Genomic DNA, 24,600 nt, shown 5'->3' with positions numbered 1-24,600 from the left:
TCCGGGTCCCAAGCATGTCGCTCATGCGTGTCCCGCACGCATGTCTCACTGGGGGTCCCACCACCTTGAACGGCAACACCTTCCGCATGCCCGCACGCCGCCTCGTCACCGTCGCGGCGGCCACGGCCCTGGCCGCCGGTCCCGCGGTGCTGGCCGGCGCGGGCACCGCACACGCGACCGGCGACCACGGCCGCGCGAGCGCCACCGTCCTGCGCACCGGGCTCGACGTCTCCCTGCTCAACAAGACCGTGAACGTCCCGCTCGCGGTCACCCTCAACGAGGTGCACGCGCCCGCGACCGCCCGGAAGACCGCGCTGACCGCACGGCTGGACGGCGTCGACGGCGGCAAGCCCTTCAGCGTCCTGCGCGCCGACGTGGCCGAGTCCGGGGCGACCGCGACCGCGGCGAAGAGCGAGGGCTACACCAACCTCGTCCGTGCCAGGCTCCACGTCCCCGGTCTGCCACTGCTGTCGGTGGTCGAGGTCGAGCAGGTCACCTCCGTGGCGACCTGCGAGGCCGGGAAGAAGCCGGTCGCCGACGCGAACCTGCTGGGCGCGGTGACGGTCCTCGGCAAGAAGGTCACGCTGACCACCGGCGGGACGACGGAGGTGAAGGTGCCCGGCGTCGGCGAGGTACGGCTCGACCTCTCCAGGACGCAGACCACGTCCCGTACGGCCGCCGCCACCGCTCTCGAACTCAAGGTGTCCGTCAACCCCCTCGACCTGAACGTCGCCGAGGTCGACGGCACCGTGACCCTGGCGAAGGCGACCTGCGAGTCCCCGGCGGCCCCGGCGGCCGGGGACTCGCAGCCGCCGGCGAAGGCCGAGGAGCCGCCCGCGCGACAGGGCGCCGAGCCGGACGCGGAACCCGCGGCCGACGTGCAGGCCCAGGGGTCCCGAGCCGAGGCGGACCTGGCCGAGACGGGCGGCGGTTCGGCGACCCCGTACATCGCCGCAGGCGCTGCCGCCCTGGTCCTGGCGGGCGGCGGAGCCCTGGTCCTGACCCGCCGCAGGCACGGCTGACCGTAGGCGCGCCTGACCGCAGGAGGCCGGCGCGAACCCTGCCGGGGGCCGGGCGGGTGGCTGCCGGGGCCGGACGGGCCCGGACGGGGCGGGTTATGGGCCCGGAGCCGGAGCGGAGGGAGGACCGGAGCCGAACGGGGGCGCGGCTCCGCAGGCGCGCCGGGGGCCGGTGGTGCCGGTGGTTCGGGATGTGGTCCGGTCGCGTGGCTTCCGGCCCGCCTCGGGCGTGCGGCCGGCGACCGCACGGGCGTGCGGGCCAGGGGCCTGGCCGGGGCGTTCGGGGTCTGGCGGGTCCCCGGGCCGCGCAGGTGCGCCGGGCCGGGGTGAGCCGGGTTTGTGCGGGCTTCGTCGGCCTCGCCGCTCCCGGTGGTCCGGCCGGGCGTGGCTGTGTGTGGAGGGGGTCTTCGGATGTGGTCCGGTCGCGTGGCTTCCGGCCCGCCTCGGGCGTGCGGCCGGCGACCGCACGGGCGTGCGGGCCAGGGGCCTGGCCGGGGCGTTCGGGGTCTGGCGGGTCCCCGGCCCGCGCAGGTGCGCCGGGCCGGGGTGAGCCGGGTTTGTGCGGGCTCCGGCGGCGTCGCCGCCCCCGGTGGTCCGGCCGGGCGTGGCTGCGGGTGTGGAGGGGGTCGCCTCCGGGGCAGGGCCGGCCGCCTCGTCAGGTCGGTTCCGCCAACGCCCGCCCCAGGGCGCGCAGGAAGCCGTACGTCGTCGTCCGGTCCCGTACCGCAAGGCGCAGCCACTCCTCGCCCAGCCCGGGGAACGTGTCCCCGCGCCGCACCGCGTAGCCGAGGCCGCGCAGCCGGTGGCGTACGGCGGCGGCGTGCGGGAGGCGGACGAGGACGAAGGGGCCCTCGGCGGGACCGGCGACGCGCAGCCCGGCGTCCGTGAACTTGGCCAGCCCGGCGACGAGATGGCCCCGGTCCGCGGCGATGCGGTGGGCGGCGTGGGCGGCCTCCGCCAGCGCCCGGGGGGCCACGCACGCCTCGGCCGCCGCCAGCGCGGGCGTGGACACGGGCCACAGCGGCTGCGCGCGCTCCAGGCCGGCGATCGTATCCGGGGCCGACAGGACGTATCCGATGCGCAGCCCGGCCAGCCCCCACGTCTTGGTGAGGCTGCGCAGGACGACCAGTCCGGGCACGTCCGTACGCCCCGCCAGCGCTTCCCGCTCGCCCGGCACCGCGTCCATGAACGCCTCGTCCACGACCAGCGTCCGCCCCGGGCGGGCCAGTTCCGTGACCGTGGCCGCCGGGTGCAGGACCGACGTCGGGTTCGTCGGGTTGCCGACCACCACCAGGTCGGCGTCCTCCGGGACGGCCGCCGGGTCCAGCCGGAAGCCGTCCGCCTCCCGCAGCAGCACCCGGTCGACCGTGTGCCCCGCGTCCCGCAGCGCCGCCTCCGGCTCCGTGAACTGAGGATGCACCACGACCGGCCGGCGCACCTTCAGCGCCCGCGCCAGCAGCACGAACGCCTCCGCCGCACCCGCCGTCAGCAGCACCCGCTCCACCGGCAGCCCGTGCCGCGCCGCCACCGCCGCCCGCGCGGCCCGCCCGTCCGGGTAGGCCGCGAGGGAGCCGAGCGAGGCGGCGACGTGCTCGCGCAGCCAGGCCGGGGGCGTGTCCGCGCGGACGTTCACCGCGAGGTCCACCAGGGCCGAGCCGTCGTCGCGGACCTCGGCGTCCCCGTGGTGCCGCAGATCAGGACCGGCGGCCTCAGTGTGCATGGGAGTGGGCGTGTCCATGCCCGTGATGGTGCCCGTGGTGGTGATGGCCGTCGTCGTCGGGGTGGAAGTGCGGCTGCTGCGGCAGTCCCACCTTGTCCTCGAACCCCGGCAGCGCGATCCGGTACACGCACGAGTCGCAGTTCATCCGGAGGTCGCCCTTCACCGCCTCCTCGTACCGCTCCCACACCAGGTCCAGCAGCTCCGGCTCCGGCCCGATCACGTCGGCCGACCGGACCTCCGTCTCCGGGTGCGCGGCGGCCCACTCCTCGGTCTGGTGCCGGACCCGGTCCGGGAGGATGCCGGTGAACAGGAAGTACGGCAGGACCACGACCCGCCGCGCCCCCAGCCGCACACACCGCTCCAGGCCGCCCGGCACGTCCGGCCGCGCCAGCGACACGAACGCCGTCTCCACGGCCGCGTACCCGCGCCCCTCCCACAGCAGCCGTGCCGCCTTGAACACCTCGGCGTTGGCGTCCGGGTCCGTCGACCCGCGCCCGACCAGCAGCACGGTCACCCCGGCGGGGTCCCAGGACGGGTCGACCGCCTCCGCCAGCCGCCGCTCCAGCACCCGCAGCAGCGCCGGGTGCGGGCCCAGGGGACGCCCGTACGTGTACGAGATGCCGGGGTGCCGCTCCTTCTCGCGGGACAGCGCCGCCGGGATGTCGCCCTTGGCGTGCCCGGCGGACACCAGCATCAGCGGCACCGCGGCGAACCGGCGCACACCGCGCTCGACCAGCTCGGCGACCGCCTCGCCCAGCGGCGGCGGGGACAGCTCGATGAAGCCGCCCGCGACGGGCAGTTCGGGGTGGCGGCGGCCCAGCTCACGCACGAAGTCGCGGAACGCCTCGGCTCCGGCCTCGTCCCGGGTGCCGTGTCCGGCGATGAGCAGGGCGGGCGGGGGGGTGGTCACGATTTCTCCTCGGAGTGCGAATCGGCGTACGGATCGGCGTACGGAGTGGGGTGGTACAACAGGGCGTTCAGCGCGGCCGCGGCGACCGCCGAACCGCCCTTCTCGGACACGTTGCTCACGGCGGGCAGGCCGCTGACCCGCAGCGCGGCCTTGGACTCGGCCGCCCCGACGAAGCCGACGGGCAGCCCGACGACGAGCGCGGGCGAGGCGTCGAGGGTGAGCAACTCCTCCAGCGCGGTCGGCGCACAGCCGATCACCCAGAGCGCGCCGGGCCCGACCTGCTCGTACGCCAGCCGCATCGCGTGCGCGGAACGCGTCAGCCCGGGACCGGCGACGGCGTCCTTCAGCCGGCACACGGTCCGGCGCCGGGTGATCCCCGCCGCGACCATCTCCACGTCCACGACGACCGGCGCCCCGGCGTGCAGCGCGGCGTGCGCCCTCGCCAGCTCGCCCTCGTCCATGACGAGGTCGGACGCGTACTCCAGGTCGGCGGCGGAGTGGATGACCCGCTCCACCACCGCCCGGGCCAGCGGCGGGAAGTGCGAGGTGTCCAGCCGGGCGCGCAGCCGCCGGAAGGACTCCTGCTCGATGGGGTGCACGACACGGCTCACTTCGGCTCCTCCTGGGACGACGTCCCCTGCCAGCGGTAGCCGCGCGGCGTCACCATGCGCCCGGCGATCTCCCGGGTCGCGGTGTTGCCCACCGTCACGACCGTCATCATGTCGACCGTCGCCGGGTCGAGAGCGGTGAGCGTGGTCAGGCGGCTGGACTCGTCGGCGCGCGACGCGTTGCGCACGACCCCGACCGGCGTCGCGGGCTCCCGGTGCTCCGCGAGGATCGCCAGCGCCTTGGGCAGCTGCCAGTCGCGGCCCCGGCTGCGCGGGTTGTAGAACGTCACGACGATGTCGGCCTCGGCCGCCGCCCGCACCCGCCGCTCGATGACCTCCCACGGCGTGTGCAGGTCGGACAGGCTGATCGACACGTGGTCGTGGCCGAGCGGCGCACCCAGGATCGCCCCGGCCGCCAGCGCCGCCGTCACACCCGGCACCCCGACCACGTCGATGTCGTCGGACGCCTCCGCCAGGGCGGGCGAGGCCATGGCGTACACCCCGGCGTCCCCGCTGCCGATCAGCGCCACGGCGTGCCCGCGCCGGGCCTCCTCGACCGCCGTCCGCGCCCGCTCCTCCTCGGCGCCGAGCCCCGACTCCAGGACCCGTGTGCCGGGCCGCAGCAGGTCGCGGATCTGGTCGACGTACTGGTCGAGGCCGACCAGCACCGACGCCCGCCGCAGCTCCGCCTGCGCGCGCGGCGTGACCAGGTCCCGGGCGCCCGGCCCGAGCCCGACCACCGCGAGCCGCCCGCGCCCCGGCCGCCGTACGACGGCACAGGTCGCCATGGCGGGGCTCGCCGCCGACTTGCGCTTGGGCACGAGGAGTTCGCCGCCGCACACCAGCGCCGCCGCCTCCGCGACGGACGGCGTGCCCACGGCCGCGAGCGGCGCGTCGGAGGGGTTGGGCACCTCCACTCCCGCCAGCTCCCCGGCGGCGTACGTCACCAGGGGCACACCGAGCCGCTCGGCCGCCCCGACGATCCCGGGCTCCTCCGCCTTGGCGTCCACGGTGGCCAGCTCCGCGACCGACGCGGCGGACAGCCCGGCGTCCCGCAGCGCCGCCTCGACCAGCCCGAGCACCTCGTCGACCGGCGCCCCCCTGGAGGCGCCGACGCCGACGACCAGGGACGGCGGACGCAGCACGGCCTCGCCCTCGGCCGGCTCCACCAGACGGTCCGTCAGCCGGACCGTGTACGCCCCCTCCCCGGCGACGGGCAGGGGCGGCAGCGGCCACCGCACCTCCGACCGCAGCGCGACCGGCTCGCCGTCCAGCAGAGCCCGCGAGACCCCGGCGACGTCGCCCTCCACGGGCAGCCCGAGCGTGTCCAGGCCGGCCAGCCCGACGGCGTCCGTCGCGGTCGTCACCACCGGCTCGGCACCCAGCACCTCGCCGACCGCACGGGCGAGTTCGTTGGCACCGCCCCCGTGGCCGCCCACCAGCGACACGGCGAACCGCCCGCCCTCGTCGACGCACACCACACCGGGATCGGTCCGCTTGTCGTCCAGCAACGGCGCCACGAGCCGGACCACGGCCCCCGTGGCCAGGAAGCACACGAGCTGCTCGCACTCGGCGAACGCGGCCCGTACGGCGTCCGCGACGGGACCCTCGTACACGCGCGTGCGGGCCGGCCACGCCGCGGCCAGCCGGTCCCGCGCGGCCGCTCCCGCCGCGGTGGCGGAAATGAGGCCGATCAAGGGGCAACTCCTTCGGTACGGCTGTGCGGCCTCACGCCCCACAGCAGGAAGACGGGATTGGTCGCCGCGAGCCGGGTCACGTCCCCCGGCAGCGGCGCGAGCCGGGACGACTGCAACAGCACCCCGTCGCACTCCAGCCCGGCGTCGAGCAGTGCCCGGCGGACCGCCGGCACCCGGTCCAGCGCGGCCATGGCGACGACCACGGCCCGCCGCGCCCGCCGCGCGCACTGCGCGACGATCGCGGGCAGTTCGCGCCCGCCACCGCCGACGAACACGGCGTCGGGGTCGTCCAGGTCGGACAGCACCGTGGGCGCCGCCCCGTGCACCACCCGGACGTCGGCGCCGTGCGCGGCGGCGTTGGCGCGGACGCGCGCTGCACCGTCCGGCGTCTTCTCGACGGCGGTGACGGCGGCGCCCAGCCGCGCGCACTCCACGGCGACCGACCCGGAGCCCGCGCCGACGTCCCAGACCAGGTCACCGGGGCGAGGACCGAGCCGGGCCAGCGCCAGCGCCCGCACCTCGAACTTGGTGATCATCGAGTCGCGGTGCGCGAACTCGGCCTCGTCCAGCGCCCACCCGGCGGCCTTCGGCCGCGGCGGCCCGGCGACCGTCCGCACCGGCCCCAGCGTCCGCGCCTCGTCCAGGCACAGCACCACGCTCACCGCCGCCCCCCAGTCACGGACGGCGGCCTCGGCGGGCGTCACCCGCTCCACGCGCTCCTCGGCCGACCCCAGCGCGGAGGCGACGACGAGGACCCGTGGGTAGGCCCGCAGCGCGGCCCCCAGCTCCGCCGGACCGGCCCCGGGCCCCGTCAGCACGGCGACCTTGGGGTGCGCGCGGCACACGTTCACCGCCGTCCGCAGCTCCCGCCCGTGCGCACTGGCCACCACCGCGTCGTCCCACGGCAGCCCGACCCGCGCGAACGCGGCGGCGACGGAGGAGACACCGGGCCGGACGTCGAGCCGCTCCGCCCCGAACCGCTCGGCCAGCGCCCGCACGATCCCGAAGAACCCCGGGTCCCCGGAGGCCAGGACGACGACCGCCCGCTCCTTCGCGACGTACTCCGCGACCGTGTCGAGGGCGGGCGCCAGCGCCCCGAGGACGACCTGCTCGGCCCCCTCCGGCAGCCGTACGGCGTCCAGATGCCGCCGCCCGCCGACGACCAGCTCGGCACCGGCGGCGACGTCCGCGCCGGGCGGCGCACCGGCCCCCATCCCCACCACGGTGATCACGTGCTCGCACCCCGCGTGCGCAGCTCCCGGCGAGCCTGAGGGTCGGCCTTCCGATAGCCGTGGAAGTGCCCCGGGTGGTACAGGTGCGAGCGGGTGCCGTGCGCGTCGAGAGCCGGGCCGACCAGGAAGAGGGTGTGCTTCCAGAGCTTGTGCTCCTTGACCGTCTCCTCCAGCGTGCCGATCGTGCACCGCACGACCAGCTCCTCCGGCCAGGTGGCCTGGTAGGCGACGACCACCGGGGTCTCGGTCGGGTAGCCGCCCTCCAGCAGCTCCCGCACGAGCTGGCCGCTGCGGGCCGCCGACAGGAAGACCGCCATGGTGGTGCCGTGCTTCGCGAACTCGCGGACCTCCTCCCCGGGCGGCATCGGCGTCTTGCCGCCGCCGAGCCGGGTGAGGACGACGGACTGCGCGACCTCCGGGATGGTCAGCTCCCGCTGCGCGAGCGCGGCGACCGCGGAGAAGGCGGAGACGCCGGGCACGATCTCCGTCACGATGCCGATCTCCGCGCACCGGTCGAGCTGCTCCTGCGTGCCGCCCCAGAGGGCCGGGTCGCCGGAGTGGATGCGGGCCACCCGCAGTCCCTCCTCCCGTGCCCTCCGGTAGACGGCGACGACGTCCTCCAGCGACATCGTCGCCGAGTCCAGGATCTCCGCGTCCTCGCGCGCGTGCTGGAGGACCTCCGCCTGGACCAGGCTCGCCGCCCAGATCACGACGTCGGCCTCGGCGATGGCACGCGCGGCGCGGAACGTCAGCAGGTCGGCGGCGCCGGGACCGGCACCGACGAAGGTCACCTTGCCGGGGGAGACGTCGGCCACGGAAACACCGGCAACGGAAGCCTCGGGAGCCACGGAAGCCATGGGATGGGGTCCTTTCCTACGCATATTTACTGCGGTTGTCGCTGTCGTGCGCACGGATACGCGCTCTGATCGGATAGCAAGGGCCCATGGCGGTCTTCGTCGCGCTCGGCGCGTTCCTGATGACGCTGGCCGGCGGCTGGACGGCACAGCGCGTGACCGACCGGCGCCACCTGGTCCTGGGCCTGGCCGGCGGCCTGATGCTGGGCGTGGTCGGCCTCGACCTGCTGCCGGAGGCGCTTCAGGCGGCGGGCGACGAGGTGTTCGGCGTGCCCGAGGCACTGCTGCTCTTCGTCGCCGGATTCCTCCTCGCGCACCTGGTGGAACGCCTGCTGGCCGCCCGCCGCGCCGCGCACGGCGCCGACGAGCACGGGCAGCGTTCGCCCCAGGTGGGCCTGACGGCCGCCGCCGCGATGGTCGGGCACAGCGCGATGGACGGCGTGGCGATCGGCGCGGCCTTCCAGGTCGGCGGCGGCATGGGCGCGGCGGTCGCGATGGCCGTGATCGCCCACGACTTCGCGGACGGCTTCAACACCTACACGCTGACCAGCCTGTACGGGAACGCCCGCCGCCGCGCGGTCGCGATGCTGTTCGCCGACGCCGTGGCGCCCGTGGCCGGTGCCGCCTCGACCCTCCTCTTCTCGATCCCGGAGGGTGTACTCGGCGCGTATCTGGGCCTGTTCGGCGGCGTACTGCTCTACCTCGCCGCCGCCGAGATCCTCCCCGAGGCCCACCACGAGCACCCCGCCCGCTCGACCCTGCTGTGCACGGTCGCGGGCGCGGCGTTCATCTGGCTGGTGGTGGGCGTGGCGGAGTGAGGAGCCCCGGTTCACAGCTTGCCGCCCCGCCCGCCCTCGCGCCGGGCGGGCGCGATGAGCGTCGAGAGATAGGGCAGCGGCCCGCCGTCCAGCTCGGCCGCCGCCCGCACGGACTCCTCCGGCAGCCCGAGCGCCGACCCCCACACGGCGTCGTCCAGCCGCCCGGTCTCCCGCAGCGCCTCGGCGACCTCGGCCGCCTGCCGGCCGAACTTGTAGGCGACGACCGTGCCCGGCCCGTTCAACGCGTCCTTGAGCACGGCGGCCCCCGCGGTGACCGGCACCAGCGTCAACGGCTCGGTGCCCTCGGTCAGCACGGCACCCGACCTGGCCGCGAGGTCCTGCATGGCGGTGATGCCCGGCACGGTCTCCACGACGGTGCCCGGCACGAGGTCGCCGACGGTCTGCGCGAGATAGGTGAAGGTCGAGTACACGTTGGGGTCGCCGATGGTGGCGAAGGCGACGCTGCCGTGCTCCCGCAGCAGCGCGGCCACCCGCTCCCCGGCAGCGTCCCAGGCGGCCTCGCGCCGAGCCCGGTCGGCGCGCTCGTTCAGCGCGAACACGACCCGTACGACCTTCTCGGCACCCACGTAGTGCAGCACGGTGGCTTCCGCCCGTCCCCGCTCGCCGCCGTCTTTTCCATCAGGCGCAGCCATGACGGGTACGACGACGACCTCGGCGGCCCGCAGCGCGTTGACCCCCTTGACGGTCACCAGCTCGGGGTCCCCGGGCCCGACCCCCACCCCGATCAGCCTGCTGTTCATGACGTCCGGCACCTCTCCACGAACCGACGGGCGACACCGGGCTCGGACGCCCAGTGCGTGTGCAGATAGCTCGCGTGCACACCGCGCTCCACAAATCCCTCGACGCGCCGCTCGGGCGCGCGCATCCCCCACGCCGGTGCCGCCCCGGCCCCCGGCTCCACGACCGTCCGGTGGAACTCGTGCCCCCGCATCCGCGTCCCCGCGACGGCCAGCGCACTGCCGCTCACGGCCACGGCGTCCCGGTAGCCCAGCGTCAGCCGCTGAGACATCCGCGCGGAGGCGTCCAGCACCCCGCACATCGGCAACCCGTCCAGGTCCCGGCACAGATAGAGCAGCCCCGCGCACTCGGCGGCGACGGGAGCACCGCTCGACGCCAGTTCGGCGACGGCCTTGCGCAGCGGCTCGTTGGCGGACAGCTCGGACGCGTACACCTCGGGGAACCCGCCCCCGACGACGAGTCCCCGAGTGCCTTCCGGCAGCTCCTCGTCCCGCAACGGATCGAAGGTGACGACCTCGGCCCCGGCGGCGGCGAGCAGCTCGGAGTGCTCGGCGTAGGAGAACGTGAATGCCGCTCCGCCGGCGACGGCGACGCGATTCAGCCCGTCCGGTGTTTGCGGACGAGGCCCGCTCAGGGCCGAAAGCGGGGCCTCGGGGGCGGCAGTCCCCGAGGCCGGGACGGGGAGGGGCGGCGGGGGCGAAGAACGAAGAGCCTCACCCGCGTCCCAAGCCGCACATCCCAACGCCCCGGCACTCCGCGCCAACCCGACCAGCGCCTCCAAGTCACACCCGTCGGAGACCTGTGCGGCCATGGCCGCAACCGCCTCGACCGCCTGAGCGCCCCGCTCGGCAACCGGTACCAACCCCAGATGCCGCGACGGCGTCTCCACCGGCGCGGCCCGCCGCAGCACGCCCAGCACCGGCACCCCGACGGAGTCCAACGCCTCCCGCAGCAGCACCTCGTGCCGATCCGACCCGACCTTGTTGAGGATCACACCCCCGACCCGCACCTCCGGGTCCCAGCTCACGAACCCGTGCACCAGCGCCGCCACCGACCGCGACTGCGACGACGCGTCGACGACCAGCACGACCGGCGCGCGCAGCAACTTGGCGACGTGCGCGGTGGACGCCAGCTCACCCTCCCCGGCGGCACCGTCGTACAGCCCCATCACACCTTCGACGACCGCGATGTCGCAGCCGCGCGCCCCGCGCAGGAACAGCGGAGCCACCAGCTCCGCCCCGCACAGGTAGGCGTCCAGGTTCCGCCCCACCCGCCCCGTGGCGAGCGAGTGGTACCCGGGATCGATGTAGTCGGGCCCGACCTTGTGCGGCGACACGGCCAGCCCGCGCCCGGCGAGCGCGGCCATCAGCCCCGTGGCGACGGTGGTCTTGCCGCTGCCCGAGGAAGGCGCGGCGACGACCAGCCGGGGAACGGAGGGCGAGGTCACCACTCGATGCCCCTCTGCCCCTTCTGCCCCGCGTCCATCGGGTGCTTGACCTTGGACATGTCGGTGACGAGGTCGGCGAACTCCACCAGCCTCTCCGGGGCGTTCCGCCCGGTGATCACGACGTGCTGGGTCCCGGGCCGGTCCCGGAGCACGGACACGACCTCCTCGGTGTCGATCCATCCCCAGTGCATCGGATAGGCGAACTCGTCCAGCACGTACAGCTTGTACGTCTCGGCGGCCAGGTCCCGCTTGACCTGCTCCCAGCCCTCCCGGGCCTTCTCCTCGTTGTCCATCTGCGCGTCGCGCTGGACCCAGGACCAGCCCTCGCCCATCTTGTGCCAGTCGACGGACCCGCCCTCACCGCTGGCGCCCAGCACCCGCAGCGCGTTCTCCTCGCCGACCTTCCACTTCGCCGACTTGACGAACTGGAACACCCCGATCGGCCACCCCTGGTTCCAGGCCCGCAGCGCCAGCCCGAAGGCGGCGGTCGACTTGCCCTTCCCCACACCCGTGTGCACGACGACCAGCGGCCGGTTCCGCCGCTGACGCGTGGTCAGTCCGTCGTCCGGTACGACACTCGGCTTGCCCTGCGGCATTACGCGGCCCTCCTGCTGCCCTGAACGTCCTTCACCAGACCGGCGATGGAGTCCGCCCGCAGCTCGTCGAGCGTCACCGCCGTACCGCCCAGCTCACCCGCGAGCTGCCCGGCCAGCCCCAGCCGCACCGGCCCCGACTCGCAGTCCACGACGACGGAGGCGACCCCGTCGGCCGCGAACAGCCGCGCCGCCCGCCCGGCCAGCACGACCGGCTCGGGGCCGCCCGTCGCCCGCCCGTCCGTCACCACCACGACCAGCGCCCGCCGCGCCGGGTCCCGCAGCCGCTCCACCCGCAGCACCTCATGGGCGCGCAGCAGCCCGGCCGCCAGCGGCGTCCGCCCGCCCGTCGGCAGCGACTCCAGCCGGACCGCGGCCGCGTCCACCGACGAGGTCGGCGGCAGCGCGACGTCGGCGGCCGAACCCCGGAAGGTCACCAGCCCCACCTTGTCCCGCCGCTGGTAGGCGTCCAGCAGCAGCGACAGCACGGCACCCTTCACGGCGCTCATCCGCTGCCGGGCCGCCATCGACCCGGAGGCGTCCACGACGAACAGCACGAGGTTGCCCTCACGCCCCTCACGCGTGGCCTGCCGCAGGTCGTCCCGGCGCACCACCAGCCCGCGCCCCGACCGGCCCCGCGCCCGCTGGTGCGGCGCCGCCGCCTGCACCGTCGCCGCCAGGTGCAGCTTGGTCAGCGCCCCCCGGGGCCGGCGGGCCCCGGTGGTCCGCCCGTGCTCGGTCCGCGCCCGCGACCGCCGCCCGGCGGCGCCCTCGCCGAGTCCGGGCACGCTCAGCACCTTCGTACGGAACGGCTCCGCGGCACGCGCGGGAGACTGCTCACCGGCACCGCCGCCGGAAGGCTGCGGCTCCCCGCCCTCACCGGCCACGGGCCGCGCGGCGGTGTCACCGTCGCCCTGCGGGGCGTCGTCGGGCTCCGGCCGACCACCGGGGCCGCCGGGGCCCGGGTCGGGGTCGTCGGGACCCGGGTCGGGGTCGTCGTCCCCCCCACTGTCCCCGTCCCCGTCCTGCCCGCCGAACTCCTGCAGCGTCTCGTCGAGCTTGTCCTCGTCCAGCCCCGGCGCGTCGAAGGGATTGCGCCGCCGCCGGTGCGGCAGCGCCAGCAGCGCGGCCTGCCGTACGTCCTCCGCGAGTACGTCGGTCCGCCCGGCCCAGGCCGCCAGCGCGGTCGCGGTCCGGGCCATCACGATGTCGGCCCGCATGCCGTCCACCTCGAAGGCGGCACAGGTCGCCGCGATCTGCCGCAGCGCCCCGTCGCCGAGCCGCACCGAGGGCAGCAGCTCCCGCGCCGCCACGATCCGCGCCCGTACGGCGGCCTCCTCGCCGGCCCAGCGCGCGGCGAACGCGGCCGGGTCGTCGTCGTGGGCGAGCCGGCGCCGTACGACCTCCACCCGCTGGTCGGGCTCGCGCGAGGCGGCGACCTCGACGGTGAGGCCGAACCGGTCGAGCAGCTGGGGCCGAAGTTCCCCCTCTTCGGGATTCATCGTCCCGACGAGCAGGAACTTCGAGGCGTGCCGCACCGACACACCCTCCCGCTCGACGTAGGAGGCGCCCATGGCGGCGGCGTCCAGCAACAAGTCGACGAGGTGGTCATGCAGCAAGTTGACTTCGTCGACGTAGAGGATCCCGCGGTGCGCGTCGGCGAGAAGCCCCGGCTCGAAGGCCTTCACGCCCTCGGCGAGCGCCCGCTCGATGTCGAGGGAGCCGACGAGCCGGTCCTCGGAGGCGCCGACGGGCAGCTCGACCATCCGCGCGGGTCGCGACTCGGACGCCCCCGTCTCGTGAGGTCCGTCCGGGCAGCCGGGGTCGGGTGAGGCCGGGGCGCAGGAGAAGCGGCACCCGGAGACGACGTCCACCTCCGGCATCAGCGCCGACAGCGCACGCACCGCCGTGGACTTGGCGGTCCCCTTCTCGCCGCGCACCAGCACACCGCCGACGGCCGGGGAGACGGCGTTCAGCAGCAGCGCGAGCCGCAGGTCGTCCTGGCCGACAACGGCCGTGAACGGGAACGGGGTACTCATTTCTCGTCGCCCTCCAAGTCGCCCTCGAGCTCCAGATAGGTGGCGCGCAGCCGCTCCAGCGTCTCCGCGTCCGGTTCGGCCCACAGCCCCCGGTCGGCGGCCTCCAGCAGCCGCTCCGTGATGCCCCGCAGCGCCCACGGGTTGGACGTCTTCATGAAGTCCCGGTTCTCCGGGTCGAAGACGTACTCGGCGCTGAGCTTCTCGTACATCCAGTCGTCCACCACCCCGGCCGTGGCGTCGTACCCGAAGAGGTAGTCCACGGTGGCCGCCATCTCGAAGGCGCCCTTGTAGCCGTGCCGCCGCATCGCCGCCATCCAGCGCGGGTTGACCACGCGGGCCCGGAAGACCCGGTGGGTCTCCTCGCCCAGCGTCCGGGTCTTCACCTGGTCGGGGGTGGCCGAGTCGCCGACGTACGCCTCCGGGCTCGTCCCCGTCAGGTGCCGCACCATGGCGACCATGCCGCCGTGGTACTGGAAGTAGTCGTCGGCGTCGACGAGGTCGTGCTCACGCGTGTCCACGTTCTTCGCCGCGACCGCGATCCGCCGGAACGCCGTCTCCATGTCCCCGCGCGCCGCCCGCCCGTCCAGCCCGCGTCCGTAGGCGTAGCCGCCCCACACCGCGTACACCTCGGCGAGGTCCGCGTCGGAGCGCCAGTTGCGGGCGTCGATCAGCGGCAGCAGACCGGCGCCGTACGCGCCCGGCTTGGAGCCGAAGATGCGGGCCGTGGCCCGGCGCCGGTCGCCGTGCTCGGCGGTGTCCGCGTCGGCGTGGGCGCGCACGTAGTTCTGCCCGGCGGGCTCGTCCAGCTCCGCCACCGCCCGCACCGCGTCGTCGATCAACCCGACGACGTGCGGGAACGCGTCCCGGAAGAAGCCCGAGATACGCACCGTGACGTCGACGCGCGGCCGGCCCAGCTCGGCCGGGGGCACGATCTCGAAGCCGGTGACGCGGCGTGAGGCGTCGTCCCAGACCGGACGGCAGCCCAGCAGCGCCAGGATCTCCGCGATGTCGTCGCCCTGGGTGCGCATCGCGGACGTGCCCCACACCGTGAGGCCGACGGACTTCGGGTACTCGCCGGTGTCGCTCAGGTAGCGCTGGATCAGCGAGTCCGCGAGGGACTGCCCGACCTCCCAGCTCAGCCGGGACGGGATCGCCTTGGGGTCTACGGAGTAGAAGTTCCGGCCGGTCGGCAGCACGTTGACCAGCCCGCGCGTCGGCGACCCGGACGGTCCGGCCGGGACGTAACCGCCGTCCAGCGCCCGCAGGATGTGCCCGATCTCGTCCGTCGTCCGGGCGAGCCGCGGCACGACCTCGGTGCAGGCGAACTCCAGGACGGCCACGGCGTCGGGCAGTTCGGTGCGCAGCACCTCCCGCACGAGCGGGGCGCTCTCCGCGACCGCCCAGCCACGCTCCTCCATGCCCTCGGCGATCCGCCGGCACAGCTGCTCCAGCAGGTCGATCGCGTCGGCGGCGCTGCGGGACGGTCCCTCGGCCAGGTCCGTCAGCTCCACCGGCACCTTCACCGGCGCGCCCGGCTCGGCCAGCAGCTCCTTCTCCACCAGCCCGAAGTGCGCGGCCAGCGCGGCCCGCAGCCCCGGCAGCGCGTTCGCCTGCCCGCCCCACACCTGCGAGGCGCGCAGCACCGCCAGCACGAGGTTGACGCGCGGCTCGCCGACCGGGCCGCCGCCCAGGATGTGCAGGCCGTCGCGGATCTGCACGTCCTTGATCTCGCACAGATAGCCGTCGATGTGCATGACGAACTCGTCGAACGCGTCGTCGTCCGGCTGGTCGTCCACGTGCAGGTCGTGGTGGAGTTCCGCCGCCTTGACCAGGGTCCAGATCTGCGCGCGGACCGCCGGCGCCTTGACCGGGTCCAGGTCGGAGACGAGCGCGTACTCGTCGAGCAGCTGCTCCAGCTTGGCCAGGTCGCCGTACGTGTCGGCGCGCGCCATCGGCGGGACGAGGTGGTCGACCACCGTCGCGTGCCCGCGCCGCTTGGCCTGGGTGCCCTCGCCGGGGTCGTTGACGATGAACGGGTAGATCAGCGGCAGGTCGCCCAGCACCGCGTCCGGCGCGCAGCCCGCGCTCAGCCCGAGGCCCTTGCCCGGCAGCCACTCCATCGTGCCGTGCTTGCCCATGTGCACGATCGCGTCGGCGCCGAAGCTGTTGTCCAGCCAGCGGTACGCCGCCATGTAGTGGTGCGACGGCGGCATGTCCGGGTCGTGGTAGATCGCGATCGGGTTCTCGCCGAAGCCGCGCGGCGGCTGGATCATCACCACGACGTTCCCGAACTGCAGCGAGGCGAGCACGATGTCGTCCCCGTCGACGTACAGCGAACCCGGCGGCTCGCCCCACGCCTCCCGCATGCTCTCCCGCAGCTCCGGGTCCAGCTTCTCGAACCACTCCCGGTAGTCGGCCAGCGGCACCCGCGCGGGCGCCGCCGCCAGCTGGTCCTCCGTCAGCCACTCGACGTCGTGGCCGCCGGCGGCGATGAGCCGGTGGATCAGCTCGTCGCCGCCGGACGGGTAGTCGGTGAGGGAGTACCCGGCGTCCCGGAGCGCGTCCAGGACCCGCACCGCGGAGGCCGGGGTGTCCAGCCCCACCGCGTTGCCGACGCGCGAGTGCTTGGTCGGGTAGGCGGTGAAGACCAGCGCCAGCTTCTTGTCGGCGTTCGCCTTGTGCTTCAGCGCCGCGTGCCGCACGGCGATCCCGGCGACCCGCCCGGCCCGCTCGGGATCGGCGACGTACACCGGTACGTCGTCCGGCCCCTGCTCCTTGAAGGAGAACGGCACCGTGACCAGGCGCCCGTCGAACTCCGGGATCGCGACCTGCATCGCCGCGTCCATGGGGGAGAGGGCGGCGTCGGACGCCTCCCAGGCGGCGCGGGAGGAGGTGAGGCAGAGCCCTTGCAGCACCGGGACGTTCAGGTCGGCCAGCGCGCCGATGTCCCACGCCTCCTCGTCGCCGCCGGCCGAGGCCTGCGAGGCGTGCGTGCCGCCGGCCGCGAGGACGGTGGCGACCAGGGCGTCGGCCCGGCCCAGCAGCTCGTACAAGCCGGGGTCCGCGCCGCGCAGCGAACCGCAGTACACGGGCAGGGCATTGGCGCCGTGCGCCTCGATCGCGTCGCACAGCGTGTCGACGAAGGCGGTGTTGCCGCTCAGCTGGTGGGCGCGGTAGAAGAGCACGCCGACCGTCGGGCGCCCCTCCACGTAGGCCCGGGAGCCGTGGACGCCGAACTCCGGCATCTTCGCCGGCTCGTCGAAGCCCTCGCCGGTCAGCAGCACGGTGTCGGAGAGGAACCGGGCGAGCTGGGCGAGGTTGGCGGGCCCGCCCTCGACGAGGTAGCGCAGCGCCTCCGCCACCACTCCGGCCGGCACCGACGACTCGGCCATCAGCTCCGCGTCCGGCACGCTCTCGCCGCCCAGCAGGACGGTCGGGATGCCGGCGGCCTTCAGCGCGGCGAGCCCGTCCTCCCAGGCGCGCTTGCCGCCCAGCAGGCGTACGACGGCGACGTCCGCGCCGTCGACGAGCCCCGGCAGCTCCTCCGTCACGTCGACCCGGGTCGGGTTGCCGATCCGGTAGGCGGCCTCCGACGCTCGGGCCGCCAGGAGGTCCGTGTCGGCGGTCGACAACAACAACACTGTGCTCATGCGGGCGCTCCCGGTGGAATGAAGGGCAGTCCTTGTGGCGCGCCGGACTCGATGAGCCGCCACAGCGCGTCCGTGTCCGCGTGGTGTTCGATCAGGTCGCCGAGCCGGTCGAGCTGCTCCTCGCGCAGCGCGGCGAACGAGGTGTCGGGGGCCGGCACGAAGCGGCGGCCCGCGGCGGCGGCCACCTCGCGCAGGAACGCCCGCCGGAAGCCGTCCGACTCCAGCGAGCCGTGCCAGTGCGTGCCCCAGGTCTGGCCGACCCGGCAGCCGTCCAAGAAGGGTGCGCCACCCGTGACTTCGGCGACCCCGTGGTGGATCTCGTACCCCTCGACGTGCTCGCCGAGGGCCTCGCCCACCGGCCGGGTGAGGGTCTTCTCGCGGGCGAACCGCACCCGCACGGGCAGCAGTCCGAGCCCGTCCACGTGTCCGGCCCGGGACTCGACCTCGTCCTCGATGTGCTCGCCGAGCAGCTGGAAACCGCCGCAGATGCCCAGCACGGGCCGCTGTTCGGCCACCCTGCGCGCGATGGCGTCCGCGAGCCCCCGCTCCCGGAGCCACTGAAGCGCCCGGACCGTCCCGCGCGTCCCCGGCACGATGACGAGGTCCGCGTCGGCCAGCTCCTCCGGCCGGTCCGCGAACCGCACCACGACACCCGGCTCGGCGGCGAGCGCGTCCACGTCCGTGAAGTTGGACATCAGCGGGATCGCGCAGACGGCGACCCGCAGCACGTCCTCGCCGACCGGCGGCGCGACGACGGACTCCCGCACGGTCCCCCGCAGAGAGACCCGCAGCCCGTCCTCCTCGTCGATGCCGAGCCCGTGTCGGAAGGGCAGGACGCCGTACGTGTGCCGTCCGGTGAGCCCGTGCAGCATCTCGAGACCCGGTTCCAGCAGCGACACGTCACCCCGGAACTTGTTGACGAGGAACCCGGCGACCAGCGCCTGGTCCTCGGGTGCGAGCAGCGCCACCGTCCCGAAGAACGAGGCGAAGACCCCGCCCCGGTCGATGTCGCCCACCACCAGCACGGGCAGCCCGGCACCCCGGGCGATCCCCATGTTCACGATGTCCGTCCGGCGCAGGTTGATCTCGGCCGGACTGCCCGCCCCCTCACAGATCACCGCGTCATACGTGCCCCGCAGCTCGGCCAGACAGTCGAGCACAGTGCCGAGCAACTGCTGCTGCCGCCCGCCGTGGTAGCCGCGGGCGCTCATCTCGCCGACCGGTTTGCCGAGCAGCACCACCTGGCTGCTGCGCTCGCCGCCCGGCTTGAGCAGCACCGGGTTCATCAGCGCGGTCGGTTCCACGCGGCACGCCTGGGCCTGCATGGCCTGCGCGCGCCCGATCTCGGCGCCCTCGCGGGTGACGAAGGAGTTGAGCGACATGTTCTGCGCCTTGAAGGGCGCGACCTTGACGCCCTGCCGCACCAGCCAGCGGCAGATCCCGGCGGTGACGACGCTCTTGCCGGCGTCGGAGGTGGTGCCGGCGACGAGGAGGCCACCGTTCATGACGTACGTCCCTTCTCGAGGAGGCGACGGCTCACGACGTACGTCCCTTCCCGACGGCCCCGTGCGCGAGCAGCCGCGCGCCCGCGCACACGCCGAGCGCCAGCCAGCCCACGCGCCGGGAGAGCCGGACGGCCCGGACGATGTCGCCGGAACCGGCCCGGACGGCGCGTCCCGCCGCCCCGTTGAGGACGGGCCGGTGCTCCACCCGGCCGCCGTAGGAGAGCGTTCCGCCGAGCCGTACGCCCAGGGCGCCCGCGAACGACGCCTCCACGGGACCGGCGTTGGGGCTCGGGTGCCGTGCGGCGTCGGCGCGCCAGGCCCGTACGGAGCCGCGCGGATCGCCGCCGGCCACGGTGGTCAGTACGGCGGTCAGCCGGGCGCCCGGCCAGCCCGCGAGGTCGTCGAGGCGGGCCGAGGCCCAGCCGTATCGCCGGTACCTGGGGGACTTGTGGCCGACCATGGCGTCCAGGGTGTTCACGGCCCGGAAGCCGAGCAGTCCTGGCACTCCGCCGACCGCGCCCCACACCAGGGCGCCCACCACCGCGTCCGAGGTGTTCTCGGCGACGGACTCCACGACGGCCCGGGCGATCCCGTCGGCGTCCAGCGCCTGCGGGTCCCGCCCGCACAGGTGCGGCAGCCGCGCCCGGGCCGCTTCGACGTCGCCGGCCTCCAGGGCACGGCCGATCGCACGGGCCTCACGGGCGAGCGAGGTGCCGCCGACGACGGCCCAGGTGGCGGCGCCGGTCAGGGCGACGGAGGCGGCGGGGGACCGGCGTACGGCGCGGGTGGCGGCCGTTCCGAGGGCGGCGGCGCCTCCGGCGCAGACGGCCGTGTGCAGCACGCCCCAGCCCCGGTGGTCCCGCCACAGCACCCGTTCCACGGCACCGGCGGCACGGCCGAACGCGGCGACCGGGTGTCCGCGGCGCGGGTCGCCGAGGAGGAGGTCACCGAGGAGGCCGGCGGCGGCGCCGTACGCGAAGACGCGTTCGGCGCGCACGGCTCAGCCGGCCGCGGGGCGGGAGAGCGTGTCGCTGATGTGCCCGGAACCGGTGTACCCGGGACCGCTGTGCCTGGAACCGCAGCCGCGCATGGCGATATGTCCTCACTCAGGGTGTCCGCGCCCTGGTTGAAAGAGACCGGCGGTGAGAGTTCCTGGCTCCCGGGGCTGTACCCCGGTCACAGTGGCGGGACCGCGCCGGATTCGCACCGGGCTTCCTCTCCTGCCGCCGTATTGGCTCCGGCAGTCCACCACGGCCCGCGAACACCCGTCAACCTGGCGTTGACCTGCGGCGGGGGAGTGTGCGAAGCCCCACACGCGGGCGGTGTGCGCCGGCCCGAGAAGAGGCGGGGCGCGGGACGGTCGGTGGCCGTCCCGCGCCCCGCCTCACAAGGCGACGCGCGCGGTGTCCGCGCGTGGTCGCTCAGGCGACGATCAGGTAGATGCCGTACGCCACCGCGGCCGCGCAGGCCGCGAAGCAGGCGTACGCGCCGCTGACCGCGAGGGTCGCGGAGCCGCCCTGTGCGACCGCCCGCTCCTGGCGGGAGAGACCGACGATGCCGAGGGTGAACAGGCCCACCAGGGCCACGGTGGCCACGAGGCTGACCCCGAAGACGGAGCCGAGAGCTGCCCAGTCGATGCTCATGGAGTTCGCTTTCCTTCGTACCCGGGGCGCGGGCTCAGACGGAGGTGGTGGCCGAGGGGGCCTTGGAGTCGGACGCGGAGCCCGGGGCACCGGCCGCGGCCAGGTCCTCGGTCACGCCGGCCGGGGGCGGGGAGACGGCGGCCATCGCCGTGGTCACCACACCGGCCTGCTCGGGCTCGTCGACGACGTTGGTGTGGTCGACGATCTCGCGCCGGGAGAGCTTCCAGATGGCGGCGCTGGAGGCGACCAGGAAGACCGCGACGAGCGCGGTGCCCCAGTCACCCAGGCCGCAGACCCACTCGGCGATCGCGGCGACCAGGGCCGCGGCCGGCAGGGTCAGGCCCCAGGCGACGAACATCCGGGTGGCCGTGGACCAGCGCACCACGCCGCCCTTGCGGCCGAGGCCCGCACCCATCACCGCGCCGGAGACCGAGTGCGTGGTGGAGAGGGAGAAGCCGAGGTGGGAGGAGGCCAGGATGACCGTCGCGGCGCTGGTCTGGGCGGCGAAGCCCTGCTGCGGCTGGAGGTCGGTCAGGCCCTTGCCCATGGTGCGGATGATGCGCCAGCCGCCGAGGTAGGTGCCGAGCGCGATGGCGATACCCGCGGAGAGGATGACCCACATGGGCGGGTCGGAGTCGGGGGCGAGCGAGCCGCCGGCGATCAGGGCGAGGGTGATGATGCCCATCGTCTTCTGGGCGTCGTTGGTGCCGTGGGCCAGCGAGACCAGCCCGGCGGAGGCGATCTGCCCGGCGCGGTAGCCCTTGGCGGCGGCCTTGCCGTCGGCCTTGCGGCCGAGCTTGTACGTCAGCCGCGCGCCGAGCAGCGCCGCGAGGCCCGCGACGAGCGGGGCGGCGATGGCCGGGATGAGCACCTTGGTGACGAGCGCGTCGCCGTTGACCGCGCCGACGCCCGCCGAGGCGACCGCGGCACCGATCAGACCGCCCATGAGGGCGTGCGAGGAACTGGACGGGAGCCCGACCAGCCAGGTCAGCAGGTTCCAGAGGATCGCGCCCACCAGGGCGGCGAAGATGACCTCGGGACGGATGCCGGTCTCGTCCACGAGACCCTTGGAGATCGTGTTGGCGACCTCCACCGAGAGGAAGGCGCCGACAAGGTTCAGGACGGCGGACATGGCCACCGCAACCTTGGGCTTGAGCGCACCGGTCGAAATGGTCGTTGCCATCGCGTTCGCGGTGTCGTGGAAACCGTTCGTGAAATCGAACGCGAGTGCGGTTACCACCACAATCGCGAGGATCAGCGAGAAGCTTTCCATTTACCCAGGCAATCGTTCGAGGTCATTGGCTGGACGAACGTAGGTAACCAGAGTGAACGGAAGATGAACTGGACAGGGCGTCACGGTGACCGGAACCGGCGCCGCCGCCTCCCTCTCCGTGCCCGGCCCGATGCTCTCCGGATACGCGCCTGGCAGGATCGCCGCGAGGCCGGTCGGCGGAGGTTCGTGAGGGGCGCGGGCGTGCCCGAAGGAGACGGTGACTGTGACGTATTCGCGGGTCGGAGGGGTGGGCGCGGACGAGGAACGGGCCAGGGCGGCAGCCTGGGAGGCCCTCGTCGCGACAGCCCGGCGAACGGTGGCGGACGGCCTGGTCGTCGGCACCTCCGGCAACGTCTCGGTGCGTGTGGGCGACACGGTGCTGGTCACCCCTTCGGGTGTGCCGTACGACCGTCTGGTCCCGGCCGACGCGACCGGCGTCGACCTCGACGGCCGGCAGGTGCTCGGCACGCTCGTCCCCACCAGTGAACTGCCCATGCACCTCGCCGTGTACCGGGCCACCGACGCCCGGGCCGTCGTCCACACCCACGCCGTGCACGCGACGGCGGTCTCGCTCCTCGTCCCCGAACTCCCGCCGGTCCACTACATGACCGCCGCCCTCGGCGGCCCCGTCCGGGTCGCCCCCTACGCGGCCTACGGCACCGAAGAACTCGCCCGCCACATGCTCGACGCCCTCACCGACCGCACCGGCTGCCTCCTGCGGAACCACGGCACGATCACCTACGGCACCTCCCTCGACCAGGCCTACGACCGCACGGCCCAACTGGAGTGGATGTGCCACCTCTGGCTGGCGGCCTCCTCGGTACCGGGCCGCACACCGTCACTGCTGACGGACGACCAACTGACGGAGGTGACGGAACGGCTCCAGGGGTACGGGCAACGGGGGCACGGGGAGCGGGGGTACGGGGAGCGGGGGTACGGGGAGCGGGGCTGACGAACGGCCGGCTGCCGGCCGGACCGCGTGACGTCCGGTGCGGGGCGCGGGATGCCGGGCGCCGGGCTTCGGGCTCTCGGGACGCCGACGGGGCCGGCCGGTCGTCGCCGCGCCCGGCCGCAGGCCGCAGGCCGCAGGCCGGTGGCGGGTGGCGGGTGGCGGGTGGCCGAAGGCCGGTAGCGGGTGGTCGGTGGCCGGTGGCCGGTGGTCGGTGGTCGGGGTCCGGGGCCGGTGGCGGGGCGGCTCGGGTGGGCAGGGGGGCACGGCGTCGGGAGCGTCCGGTGGAGGGTCCAGGCCGCCCCGCCCGACCTAACCGTCAGCCGCCGGTCGCCGATCGGGTCGTCAGCCGCCGGTCGCCGGCCGGGCCGCCGGTCGCCGGTCGCTGATCGGGCCGCCGGTCGCCGGTGCTCTCCGCGCGGGGAGGGCAAGCCCAGGGCCCCCGGGTGCACCGCGCCGCCGACACCCCCGCGGCGGAACCCGCCGTCGATGCAGCGCGTACCGCGCCGCTTCGGGGGTACCGGCAGCGGGACCGACTCATGGCTCAGGGCCCGACCGGGCGGCAGGCGGGGGCTCGTCACTCCCCGCCGCCCGCCCACTGGCCGCCCAAGGACTCCAACAGGAGACTGGCCCCATGCGCACTGTCACAGCGACGGCCGCCGCCGTCACCGCGGCCCTGGCGGCCGGTGCGGCGAGCGTCGCCGTCGGCCGGCTCGCCAGCGACGCCGCGCTGAAGGCGTCTCCCGGCCGGCCCCTGCCCACCGAACCCCGGCTCACCGTGCACGGCACCGCCGCCGGGCAGATCACCCTCACCCGGGACCTGGCCGCGCTGCGCCCCGGCCGTTACGGCCTCGCCGGCGACGGCTCGCACGCGGTGGTCGGCCCGGTCCTGGGCACGGCCGAGCACGGCGCCGACACCGTCGTCCGCCGCCTCGAACGCGTCACGCACGGCACCCTCGCGGCCGGCGACCGGGCGTGGTTCACCCCGAACCTGTACGTCGGAAACCCGGGCACCGCCCTCGACCTCGAGTACGCCGACGTCGAGGTCCCCGGCGAACTCGGCCCCCTCCCGGCCTGGTTCCTGCCCGGCTCCCGCCCGACCTGGATCATCGCCGTGCACGGCCTGGGGGCCACCCGCGAGCACGCCATGAACTTCATGGCCCCCCTGCGGCGCCGGCACGTCCCGGTGCTCGCCCTCGCCTACCGCGGCGACGTCGGCGCCCCGGCCTCGCCGGACGGACTGCACCACTTCGGCGAGACCGAGTGGCGCGACCTGGACGCGGCCGTCCGCTACGCCGTCGACCAGGGTGCGCGCCAGGTCGTCCTGCTCGGCTGGTCCACCGGCGCCACCATGGCCCTGCGCACGGCCGCGCTCTCCGGCGTACGCGAGCGCATCGCGGGGCTCGTACTGGACTCCCCGGTGCTCAGCTGGGAAGCCACCCTGCGCGCCCTGGCCGCCGCCCGCCGGACCCCGGACGCGCTGCTGCCGCTCGCCGTCCGCGCCGCCCAGGGCCGCGCCGGACTGCACGCCGACAGCGACGTCCACACCGCCGGTCTGCACCGCCCGGCGGTGCCGACCCTGATCTTCCACGGCCCCGACGACGTGGTGGCCCCGTGGCGGCTCTCCCGCCGCCTCGCCGACACCCACCCGCGCCTGGTCGCCCTCCACACGGTCGAGGGCGCCCCGCACGGCGCCATGTGGAACGCCGGCCCCGACGACTACGAAGAGACCCTGCGCCGCTTCATGACCCCACTGGTGTGACCCTGCGCCGCGTCATGACCCCGCTGGTGTGACCCCGCAGCATCCCCGCCGCGCCCCCGGCCCACCGCAGGCCGCTCCGGTTCCGTTTAGCGCCGTACCACTGGCCTGTTCCGATGCCCCGG

The 24,600-nt window shown here is 75.0% G+C and carries 19 protein-coding genes and 1 riboswitch; of the genes, 4 read left to right on the top strand and 15 right to left on the bottom strand.

What is annotated here, in order from left to right; translation table 11 throughout:
* Positions 1–65: 65 nt before the first annotated feature.
* Complete coding sequence (locus tag ACIQ1J_RS00465) at positions 66–1,022, top strand: SCO1860 family LAETG-anchored protein (protein ID WP_403552842.1); 957 nt, start codon at positions 66–68, stop codon at positions 1,020–1,022.
* A gap of 652 nt (positions 1,023–1,674) precedes the next feature.
* Here the strand turns inward: ACIQ1J_RS00465 and cobC are convergent.
* Genes cobC through cobM form a run of 6 tightly spaced genes read right to left on the bottom strand, consistent with a single transcriptional unit; the run spans position 1,675 to position 8,043 of the window.
* Positions 1,675–2,757 (bottom strand): Rv2231c family pyridoxal phosphate-dependent protein CobC, encoded by a 1,083-nt coding sequence (gene cobC / locus ACIQ1J_RS00460; protein WP_403552840.1) that lies wholly within the window; start codon positions 2,755–2,757, stop codon positions 1,675–1,677.
* A complete protein-coding gene (locus tag ACIQ1J_RS00455; RefSeq protein ID WP_210964187.1) occupies positions 2,729–3,649 on the bottom strand; it encodes a sirohydrochlorin chelatase in 921 nt (306 codons plus the stop codon). The genes cobC and ACIQ1J_RS00455 overlap by 29 nt, the downstream gene beginning before the upstream one ends.
* On the bottom strand, positions 3,646–4,260 hold the full coding sequence (locus tag ACIQ1J_RS00450) for a precorrin-8X methylmutase (RefSeq protein ID WP_403552838.1): 615 nt from the start codon (positions 4,258–4,260) through the stop codon (positions 3,646–3,648). Before ACIQ1J_RS00450 ends, ACIQ1J_RS00455 begins: the two co-directional genes overlap by 4 nt.
* The gene (gene cobJ, locus ACIQ1J_RS00445; protein ID WP_403552836.1) at positions 4,257–5,954 is read right to left on the bottom strand and encodes a precorrin-3B C(17)-methyltransferase; all 1,698 of its coding nucleotides are present in this window, start codon (positions 5,952–5,954) and stop codon (positions 4,257–4,259) included. Before cobJ ends, ACIQ1J_RS00450 begins: the two co-directional genes overlap by 4 nt.
* The gene (cbiE, locus tag ACIQ1J_RS00440; protein ID WP_403552834.1) at positions 5,951–7,186 is read right to left on the bottom strand and encodes a precorrin-6y C5,15-methyltransferase (decarboxylating) subunit CbiE; all 1,236 of its coding nucleotides are present in this window, start codon (positions 7,184–7,186) and stop codon (positions 5,951–5,953) included. The genes cobJ and cbiE overlap by 4 nt, the downstream gene beginning before the upstream one ends.
* Positions 7,183–8,043, bottom strand: a complete 861-nt coding sequence (cobM, locus tag ACIQ1J_RS00435) for a precorrin-4 C(11)-methyltransferase (protein ID WP_403552832.1) — start codon at positions 8,041–8,043, stop codon at positions 7,183–7,185. Before cobM ends, cbiE begins: the two co-directional genes overlap by 4 nt.
* A gap of 86 nt (positions 8,044–8,129) precedes the next feature.
* Here cobM and ACIQ1J_RS00430 point away from each other — a divergent pair, with 86 nt between their 5' ends.
* Entirely contained in the window at positions 8,130–8,858 is a 729-nt protein-coding gene (locus ACIQ1J_RS00430; protein WP_210964183.1) for a ZIP family metal transporter, read from the top strand.
* 11 nt (positions 8,859–8,869) lie between these two features.
* On the opposite strand, the gene cobI is transcribed toward ACIQ1J_RS00430, so the two are convergent.
* The 9 genes from cobI to ACIQ1J_RS00385 all read right to left on the bottom strand — a co-directional run bounded on the left by cobI (position 8,870) and on the right by ACIQ1J_RS00385 (position 21,767).
* Positions 8,870–9,619: a precorrin-2 C(20)-methyltransferase gene (gene cobI / locus ACIQ1J_RS00425; RefSeq protein WP_210964182.1), complete on the bottom strand. Its 750-nt coding sequence runs from the start codon at positions 9,617–9,619 to the stop codon at positions 8,870–8,872.
* On the bottom strand, positions 9,616–11,067 hold the full coding sequence (locus ACIQ1J_RS00420) for a cobyrinate a,c-diamide synthase (RefSeq protein ID WP_403552829.1): 1,452 nt from the start codon (positions 11,065–11,067) through the stop codon (positions 9,616–9,618). Before ACIQ1J_RS00420 ends, cobI begins: the two co-directional genes overlap by 4 nt.
* A complete protein-coding gene (cobO, locus tag ACIQ1J_RS00415; protein WP_210964180.1) occupies positions 11,061–11,660 on the bottom strand; it encodes a cob(I)yrinic acid a,c-diamide adenosyltransferase in 600 nt (199 codons plus the stop codon). Before cobO ends, ACIQ1J_RS00420 begins: the two co-directional genes overlap by 7 nt.
* Positions 11,660–13,696: a putative cobaltochelatase gene (locus ACIQ1J_RS00410; RefSeq protein ID WP_403552827.1), complete on the bottom strand. Its 2,037-nt coding sequence runs from the start codon at positions 13,694–13,696 to the stop codon at positions 11,660–11,662. Before ACIQ1J_RS00410 ends, cobO begins: the two co-directional genes overlap by 1 nt.
* Positions 13,693–17,346: a cobaltochelatase subunit CobN gene (gene cobN / locus ACIQ1J_RS00405; protein WP_403552825.1), complete on the bottom strand. Its 3,654-nt coding sequence runs from the start codon at positions 17,344–17,346 to the stop codon at positions 13,693–13,695. The genes ACIQ1J_RS00410 and cobN overlap by 4 nt, the downstream gene beginning before the upstream one ends.
* On the bottom strand, positions 17,343–18,851 hold the full coding sequence (locus ACIQ1J_RS00400) for a cobyric acid synthase (RefSeq protein ID WP_403552823.1): 1,509 nt from the start codon (positions 18,849–18,851) through the stop codon (positions 17,343–17,345). Before ACIQ1J_RS00400 ends, cobN begins: the two co-directional genes overlap by 4 nt.
* Before the next feature lie 31 nt (positions 18,852–18,882).
* Complete coding sequence (locus ACIQ1J_RS00395; RefSeq protein WP_403552821.1) at positions 18,883–19,848, bottom strand: cobalamin biosynthesis protein; 966 nt, start codon at positions 19,846–19,848, stop codon at positions 18,883–18,885.
* A 128-nt stretch (positions 19,849–19,976) separates the two neighbouring features.
* Positions 19,977–20,117, bottom strand: a riboswitch (cobalamin riboswitch).
* Between the two features lie 155 nt (positions 20,118–20,272).
* Positions 20,273–20,494, bottom strand: a complete 222-nt coding sequence (locus ACIQ1J_RS00390; protein WP_403552819.1) for a hypothetical protein — start codon at positions 20,492–20,494, stop codon at positions 20,273–20,275.
* Between the two features lie 34 nt (positions 20,495–20,528).
* On the bottom strand, positions 20,529–21,767 hold the full coding sequence (locus tag ACIQ1J_RS00385; protein WP_403552817.1) for an anion permease: 1,239 nt from the start codon (positions 21,765–21,767) through the stop codon (positions 20,529–20,531).
* A gap of 223 nt (positions 21,768–21,990) precedes the next feature.
* Here ACIQ1J_RS00385 and ACIQ1J_RS00380 point away from each other — a divergent pair, with 223 nt between their 5' ends.
* Together ACIQ1J_RS00380 and ACIQ1J_RS00375 are read left to right on the top strand one after the other, a co-directional pair.
* Positions 21,991–22,719 carry a class II aldolase/adducin family protein gene (locus ACIQ1J_RS00380; protein ID WP_403552815.1) on the top strand — a complete coding sequence of 243 codons (729 nt, stop codon included), beginning with the start codon at positions 21,991–21,993 and terminating at the stop codon, positions 22,717–22,719.
* A 631-nt stretch (positions 22,720–23,350) separates the two neighbouring features.
* Positions 23,351–24,478, top strand: coding sequence for an alpha/beta hydrolase family protein (locus ACIQ1J_RS00375; protein WP_403552813.1), 1,128 nt, complete (start codon positions 23,351–23,353; stop codon positions 24,476–24,478).
* Positions 24,479–24,600 lie beyond the last annotated feature (122 nt).

This window comes from Streptomyces sp. NPDC097107 (assembly GCF_044762405.1).
GTDB classification, from domain to species: Bacteria; Actinomycetota; Actinomycetes; order Streptomycetales; family Streptomycetaceae; genus Streptomyces; species Streptomyces thinghirensis.
The sequence above is the reverse complement of the archived record's forward strand: the minus strand, read 5'-3'. Positions and strand labels throughout refer to the sequence as shown.

Excerpts from the sequence above, each read along its gene's own strand:
- cobN (WP_403552825.1), bottom strand. The coding sequence starts at position 17,346 with ATGAGCACAGTGTTGTTGTTGTCGACCGCCGACACGGACCTCCTGGCG.
- cobM (WP_403552832.1), bottom strand. The coding sequence starts at position 8,043 with ATGGCTTCCGTGGCTCCCGAGGCTTCCGTTGCCGGTGTTTCCGTGGCC.
- cobO (WP_210964180.1), bottom strand. The coding sequence starts at position 11,660 with ATGCCGCAGGGCAAGCCGAGTGTCGTACCGGACGACGGACTGACCACG.
- ACIQ1J_RS00390 (WP_403552819.1), bottom strand. The coding sequence starts at position 20,494 with ATGAGCATCGACTGGGCAGCTCTCGGCTCCGTCTTCGGGGTCAGCCTC.
- cobC (WP_403552840.1), bottom strand. The coding sequence starts at position 2,757 with ATGGACACGCCCACTCCCATGCACACTGAGGCCGCCGGTCCTGATCTG.
- ACIQ1J_RS00410 (WP_403552827.1), bottom strand. The coding sequence starts at position 13,696 with ATGAGTACCCCGTTCCCGTTCACGGCCGTTGTCGGCCAGGACGACCTG.
- ACIQ1J_RS00430 (WP_210964183.1), top strand. The coding sequence starts at position 8,130 with ATGGCGGTCTTCGTCGCGCTCGGCGCGTTCCTGATGACGCTGGCCGGC.
- ACIQ1J_RS00375 (WP_403552813.1), top strand. The coding sequence starts at position 23,351 with ATGCGCACTGTCACAGCGACGGCCGCCGCCGTCACCGCGGCCCTGGCG.
- cobI (WP_210964182.1), bottom strand. The coding sequence starts at position 9,619 with ATGAACAGCAGGCTGATCGGGGTGGGGGTCGGGCCCGGGGACCCCGAG.
- ACIQ1J_RS00400 (WP_403552823.1), bottom strand. The coding sequence starts at position 18,851 with ATGAACGGTGGCCTCCTCGTCGCCGGCACCACCTCCGACGCCGGCAAG.
- ACIQ1J_RS00385 (WP_403552817.1), bottom strand. The coding sequence starts at position 21,767 with ATGGAAAGCTTCTCGCTGATCCTCGCGATTGTGGTGGTAACCGCACTC.